Source organism: Mycobacterium ostraviense, assembly GCF_002705925.1.
In the GTDB taxonomy this organism is placed as follows: Bacteria; Actinomycetota; Actinomycetes; order Mycobacteriales; family Mycobacteriaceae; genus Mycobacterium; species Mycobacterium ostraviense.
This window is the reverse complement of record NZ_NKRE01000001.1, coordinates 743,704-748,737: the sequence shown is the minus strand read 5'-3', so window position 1 is coordinate 748,737 and position 5,034 is coordinate 743,704. Positions and strand designations below refer to the sequence as shown.

Here is a 5,034-nt window from a genome sequence, read left to right as displayed (position 1 = left end):
TGGTACAACCCCCGCCGCATCCAAGCTGGCCTCTGCGGGCTCTCACCCGACGAATATGAAGCTGCCTGGAAGGACAACCAGCAGCACCACCCCCAAGCGGCTACCCTCCCACTCGAGGGGGTCGGTCCCAAATAAAAAAAGTCTCCGGGAAACCGGGGGAGGTCCACAGGAAAACCAATGATCACGAACTACGGCTGCAGTATTAGCCGCGTTGCACTCCTTGCGCGCCGGTCAAGAGTAGGCCCTCGACCGTCGAGCCGTCGTCTGGGGCCGCCGCAGCCATCATGGTGTGATGTGCGTCGTCTGTGCCGGTGCGAGCGGGCACTACCAGCAGGATGATCTTGCTTCTGTTGCGTCCGGTTACTTCAATGGTGTTGACCGGCTGCCGGTTGCATCCCGCGAGTCGTAGCACGCCTCGCTCGGTTGGCAGTTTTCTCGGGACCGTCACCCATTCGGCGAGGTTGTATATCACACGCTCGATCGGGCCAAGTCGTACCGAGAGCACCGCCAGCAGATCTGGGAGCTCAGTCGGAAGGTCATCGCTGCGCGGCCACCATGCCCCATCGACATACCCGGTAGTGGGTGCCTTGGGCTTCAAACGCAGGCGCGGGGTGTGCTCGGGCGGGGTCTGTTTCCAACCAGCGCCGGTTCTGCCCTTTTCTAGCGTCATTCGACGCTCCTGTCCTCGGCCGCGAACCGGCCAAATTATTCAAATCGGCGATGACACAATCTCAAAACGGTCGTATACGACGTACCGCCAATGCCTCTGATCGTACTCGCGCTGCGGGTCTCCTTGAATCGCCCTGCTGAGCGAGCGCGGCGGGGATCTGATCCAGACGACTCCGTTGACCGCATCACACAATAGCAACTGATCGTCTTTAGGCAGCTGCCACTGGTCAACATGGAGGTAAACAGCCCCAACGCCACAACCCGGCTTTACGGGCTCCAGTCGGGAACGGCTGGGTTATTCGTGCATGAAACATGTTCTGGCCCAGTCGAATACAGATCATACGCGCCGTACGTGCTACGCTAGGCGGGGATGCCTGTCGGCATCCGTTCAAAATGAGAGAAGTTGAAGGTATGACACAGGGAACTGTGAAATGGTTTAACGGCGAAAAAGGCTTCGGTTTTATCGCTCCGGACGGCGGCGCAGCAGATGTGTTCGTCCACTACACAGAAATACAGGGAAGCGGCTACAGATCGCTCGAGGACAACCAGCGAGTTGAGTTCAATATCGAGCAGGGGACCAAGGGTCCGCAGGCAGTCGGAGTAACTGCCGTCTAGTGCGAGCTCTACCCCGTGTGGGCTGGTGAGTGTTTGCCGCCAGCCCACAACGCGTTGAGGGGTTCCCGGCTTACTCCCGGCAGGCATACGTTCAAGGCGTCGGGACCGCCAAGGCCCGGTATCCGGGGATTTGAATTGCCGATAAATCTCCCCCGAAAGCGACAAGAAACATAAGCGGGTAGTTCAAACGCGCCATAGTTGAGCTCGCATCGTCGAGAGCTGAAGTGCTTAACATTCGGAAGCAGTTGGTGCACAGGGTCTTTGACCTGACTTGGTCCCGTCCGGTACGCGATGTGTCTCGGGTCGGCGGTATGTCGCGCGCGACCATCTGAGATCGCGTCGTCGCCGACTCGCTTGATATTGACCGGTTCGCGGCCAAGACGGGAATGTCGCTATGACACGACACGAAGGACGCGCGGTTTGCGGTGGCCACCACACGGGACCAGAGAACATGTCGTGGCTGCGTATGAAGCCCAAAGGCACGGACGGCCGGGCATGTCGGCGGGACACGGGGGCCGCGCAGCGATGACCTGTCGAGTGAACTGCCTGATCTATTGGCGATGCTGTGGGGGCGACTGGTCTCCGTTGGGCGACTGATGTACGACCTTGCTGCAGGGCCGAAGGCGCCGGCACGACTCGCAACCGGTGGACGATCAGTTCGACTCGAGGGGTTCACCTGCCGGCCAACCAATACCCTCGAAGTGCTCGGGGTCGACCCCAAAAAAGTACTTCTGCTGGTGGTGGCTCCGAGCACCGATCCAGACATTGCACACGAGGCGATTCCGACAGCGGCGCCGCCAGACAACGCGTCCAAAGTCGGCGGCGTGCCCGGGATCAGCGCGGGGGGCCAAGAACCGTTTCCCGGCGGGGAAAAGACAAGTGCTTGCGGTTCGGTGACATATACGTCAAGCACAACGACGGCAGGCTCGACGTCTGCCGGGTCGGCGCCAAGCCGGCATACACCTATGCCTCTCCGGTGAGTGGACCGACGTAGCAGGCGACCAGAAGAGGGTCAAGAGGCGCGGTTTCGGGGTGACCAACGCCGCCAGTCGTTCGGCGAGACGTCTTTCCTGAGGCTCGCGTGTAGATTGGTTGGCAAGCCGTTCGTGTTGGGCACTGCCACCGTAGACATTTTTGTGTGTAGATGAGCATCTCACGAATCGATCGCCCTTCGCTCGACAGACCAACGTTTGAGCCGAAACCGAACCAATTTAAGGACCCCGCCCCATGAAATCATCGGATTTGTTTTCACATCGCTACGAGCCCGAAGTCGCGTCCGACACCGGTCGCGATTCGGAACCGGTGCAACTTCCTACTTTCTCCGACCGCCCCAAGAGCGATTCCGCGGCTACGACACCACCGTCGTGAATGGATTGAGTGGGACGCGGCGCCGCGCTCGACCCACCAGACTCACTCCCGCACAGCAGTTTGGGGGCCGATACCGACGGCACGCGGTGACCCGGCACTGGTGTCACGGACGTGAATCGCCGGACCACATCGTCCCCAATGTTGGCTATTCGTGCGGTGCACTGGCGCGCGTGGGACGCTGGTGCTGCCGCAAAGAATCGGCCATGCTGCAATCGGTTTCGTGACAGCGCTACTGAGCGAGTTGTTGGCCGCGATCGACACCTGATCGTCGGGCGACAGGAAGGACAGATGAGGCGAGAGGTCGCCGCTGAACTCGAGGTCGAGATCGCCGAGGCGACGACCTTGGAGTTCCAGATCGCCGTTGCACCGCATCCCAACACCGAGGTATCCGAGTTGTTGTCCTTTGTCTTGGACGGAAAGCCTCTGCAGCCGTTGGAGATCAGCGGTGTGCACGGTAACCGCATCCACAAGCTGGACGTTCCGGTGGGTAACCTCAAGGTCAACTACGCCGCGACGATCGTGGGACAGACCGATCCGGCACCGGTGACCGAGTACGACCTATCGATGTACCTTCGTCCGAGCCGCTACGCCGAGTCCGACAAGTTCTTTGGTTTTGCCGCAACCGAATTCGGGAATTACATCGATTCGACGACTCTGTTGGAGAAGGTTTCCCTTTGGGTCGGCAGCCGTCTGAACTATGTACCAGGCTCGAGTGACTCTATCGATGGAGCGGTGGATACCTTGCTCTCCGGTGCCGGTGTATGTCGAGACTTCGTGCATCTGGTAGTGGCGCTGTTACGGGCCGTCAAAGTGCCTGCTCGTGCCGTTTCGGTGTATGCGCCAGGCTTGTACCCGATGGACTTTCATGCGGTAGCCGAGGCGTTCGTCGAGGGGCACTGGCGAGTGGTCGACGGCACGCTCTTGGCGCCGAGGCAAACCCTGGTGCGCATCGCCACCGGACGCGATGCCGCCGACATCGCCTTCCTCGACAACCACAACGGCGCGATCACGCTGGACAAACTGGTGGTGACGGCAGTCGTTGACGGCGACCTGCCCAGGGACTCGATCGACCAGCTGGTGTCAATCAGCTGAAGCCGGCCCCGGCCAACGAGTTGACGTGAGCACCAAAGTCCGACCCACAGCCATGCTCAAGCAAATATCCGCGGCCGGACCCGACGATCGATCCTGCTGAAATGTGCCGGGTGGATCGGCAATCTTCGCTCGTCCTTGCGTGAGTGAGCTAGGACGCCTAGGGGAAAGTCGTTGTGCGTCAGCGCTTCTTGTCGTGGAGCAGGGCTTCGGTGGAGGAGACCCGAGCCGCCGCCTTAGCATGTTTGGCGGCGCGCTTCTCTTTCAGAGATTTGCCGGACTTCTTGGTCATGGTTTGCCGCGGAGATTTGTCAGACATGGCCGCCCCTTGATCATGGGGCCTTTGTGGTCCCGATGCCCTGACTTTACCCCCCGGTGCCCAAGGCAATGGACTGGAAGTAGAAGCGACCGGATGACGCCCATTCAGTTGACGAGGCCCAGCGCGTGGGCGCGCCGCAGCTTGCCCGACGGGGTTTTCGGGATCGTCCGGGCTGAAGCACTACCACGTTGCGGGGGCGGACATCGGCCTCGGCGAACACCTCGTGCGCCACCTGGCGCTCGATGCGGCGCACCTGCGCTGGGTCGCCGTACTCGGTGGATTCCACCGCCACCGCGAAAGTCTCCCAGGATTGCCCGGCGTCGAGTCGCACCGCGACCGAACAGCCCGGCCGGACCCCCGACACACGGCAGGCGGCGCGTTCGATGTCGGTCGGGTAGATGTTGCGACCCGCCACTATGGGCTGACCCGCACCGGCGACGTGATCACGACGGTGGCCTATGCCTCCCCGGAACTCCTGCAGGGCTGGCCTCTCGACGCGCGCACCGACATCTACTCCCTGGGGTGCACACTGTTCCACCTGCTCGCCGGTCATGCCCCATTCAGCGACCGACCCGGATTGGATGCGGTGATGATGGCTCACATCCAGCACCCCGCGCCCCGGCTCAGCGACTACGTGGCCGGGCTGCCGGCGGCACTCGACGGCGTCGTCGCCACCGCAATGGCCAAAGACCCCGGTGACCGCTATCAGACCGCGGGCGAATTCGCCCGCGCGGTACGCGCAGCTCTGGCGGTCGGCTGCGCCCCGCGGCTGCGGTTTGCGAATCCCCCTGCCGCCCATGTCGATTCAGCCGCACCGCGCCAATCCGAGGCGACGCAGGCCGCCGGGCCTGCCTCGCTCGCGCGTGTCCAATGGGCTAGGAGCGCGGGTCAGTAACACGCCGGCTGGGGTGTCGGGCTGATTGGCGGGGACACGGATGATGGGGTGTGCCCGATGATTTCGATGATGGTGGGTT

At 62.0% G+C, this 5,034-nt stretch carries 6 protein-coding genes and 2 pseudogenes; 4 read left to right on the top strand and 4 right to left on the bottom strand.

The window, feature by feature from the left end; translation table 11 throughout:
* Positions 1-202: 202 nt before the first annotated feature.
* The gene (locus tag CDN38_RS03305) at positions 203-670 is read right to left on the bottom strand and encodes a DUF5994 family protein (RefSeq protein ID WP_075509364.1); all 468 of its coding nucleotides are present in this window, start codon (positions 668-670) and stop codon (positions 203-205) included.
* Between the two features lie 410 nt (positions 671-1,080).
* On the opposite strand from CDN38_RS03305, the gene CDN38_RS03300 reads away from it, so the two are divergent.
* The 3 genes from CDN38_RS03300 (at position 1,081) to CDN38_RS03285 (ending at position 3,744) form a co-directional block, all read left to right on the top strand.
* Entirely contained in the window at positions 1,081-1,284 is a 204-nt protein-coding gene (locus tag CDN38_RS03300) for a cold-shock protein (RefSeq protein WP_075509363.1), read from the top strand.
* 530 nt (positions 1,285-1,814) lie between these two features.
* Positions 1,815-2,264 (top strand): DUF5994 family protein, encoded by a 450-nt coding sequence (locus CDN38_RS32825; protein WP_408633055.1) that lies wholly within the window; start codon positions 1,815-1,817, stop codon positions 2,262-2,264.
* Positions 2,265-2,940: 676 nt separating this feature from the next.
* On the top strand, positions 2,941-3,744 hold the full coding sequence (locus CDN38_RS03285) for a transglutaminase-like domain-containing protein (RefSeq protein ID WP_075509362.1): 804 nt from the start codon (positions 2,941-2,943) through the stop codon (positions 3,742-3,744).
* 10 nt (positions 3,745-3,754) lie between these two features.
* Here the strand turns inward: CDN38_RS03285 and CDN38_RS30320 are convergent.
* The 3 genes and pseudogenes from CDN38_RS30320 to CDN38_RS03275 all read right to left on the bottom strand — a co-directional run.
* Positions 3,755-3,984: pseudogene (locus tag CDN38_RS30320) on the bottom strand (hypothetical protein); the annotation flags it as partial.
* Complete coding sequence (locus tag CDN38_RS29220; protein WP_180276279.1) at positions 3,923-4,060, bottom strand: hypothetical protein; 138 nt, start codon at positions 4,058-4,060, stop codon at positions 3,923-3,925. The gene CDN38_RS29220 and the pseudogene CDN38_RS30320, both read right to left, overlap by 62 nt.
* A 104-nt stretch (positions 4,061-4,164) precedes the next feature.
* A pseudogene (locus CDN38_RS03275) lies at positions 4,165-4,478 on the bottom strand (long-chain fatty acid--CoA ligase); the annotation flags it as partial.
* Between the two features lie 21 nt (positions 4,479-4,499).
* On the opposite strand from CDN38_RS03275, the gene CDN38_RS03270 reads away from it, so the two are divergent.
* Positions 4,500-4,955: a protein kinase domain-containing protein gene (locus CDN38_RS03270; protein WP_075509360.1), complete on the top strand. Its 456-nt coding sequence runs from the start codon at positions 4,500-4,502 to the stop codon at positions 4,953-4,955.
* The last annotated feature ends 79 nt before the right edge of the window (positions 4,956-5,034 follow it).